Origin of the sequence: Vibrio sp. 10N.261.52.A1, from assembly GCF_002876325.1 — a bacterium.
Lineage (GTDB): Bacteria > Pseudomonadota > Gammaproteobacteria > Enterobacterales > Vibrionaceae > Vibrio > Vibrio chagasii.
In genome coordinates this window covers 1-916 of record NZ_MCYD01001327.1, presented here as the reverse complement: position 1 = coordinate 916, position 916 = coordinate 1, and the positions used below count along the sequence as shown (strand labels likewise).

At 37.0% G+C, this 916-nt stretch carries 1 protein-coding gene; it reads left to right on the top strand.

Translation table 11 applies throughout. From position 1 onward, the window contains the following. Positions 1–237: 237 nt before the first annotated feature. Positions 238–916 (top strand): helix-turn-helix transcriptional regulator (locus BCT81_RS27410; protein ID WP_102426504.1); only part of this gene is annotated, 679 nt, incomplete at its 3' end.

Genomic DNA, 916 nt, shown 5'->3' with positions numbered 1-916 from the left:
TATCTGAACATTAACGCGCACTTCACAGTAGATTGACAAGTCTCCAGGCTAAATGCCATAGATTTGACGTCACTATTTTGGCATTCAGCCTTTTTAGGGACATGCGCAACATACAGATCAATAAACCCAAACAATTAACATCCGTAAAAAACAAATTACTGAGGATGTTAAATAGAGAGTCTGATGTCTAAATTAGAATCGAGACATTGAGTTAATTATCAGAAGGTTAATGTTTTAATGAGTGAGTTTTCACAGTTGTTACGTAACTTCAGAAAGGAACTTCAATTTACACAAACAGAGTTTGCAACCTACTTAAATCAGCTGGACGATGACTTTAATGCGGTTGACGTCGTAACGATAAATCGTTGGGAAAACAATAAGGTAAAGCCTAGTACATACAAAGCACTCAAGATCTTACAGTACCTTGGCGGAGATTTGTTCGAGACAATAAAGGGCTTCAAGTCCGAACAAAAAGATACATTAATCGAAACGTTTTTTAACGAATCCCATGGCTCATTTCAAAGTCGAATTTCAGCTCTAGCAGGCCTTAATAAAAAACAAGGCCAACGCAATTTTAAGTCACAGCCTTTAATGTCCGAGCCGTGTGACACTAGCGTTATCGACAGAATCAAACTACTTTCTAAATTCACAAAAGTCGATATTTCGCCACTGGACCAAATTGATTTATATCTCTATTACTGTGAGAAAAAAGCCCATGGCCACAAGCTCATCAATACAGATGGTGACATTGTGAGTCACAACGTAGGCTTTTTCTTTGAAGACCATCAATTTGAGCTATTAAAAACTCAAGAGCTAGATCTCAGAATGGCCTGCTCTTTAAATTCAGGCAAAAGCATAAATTATTTCAATATAAGCTCACACTCAGAGACAAAAGATCATGTTATTGAGCATATAG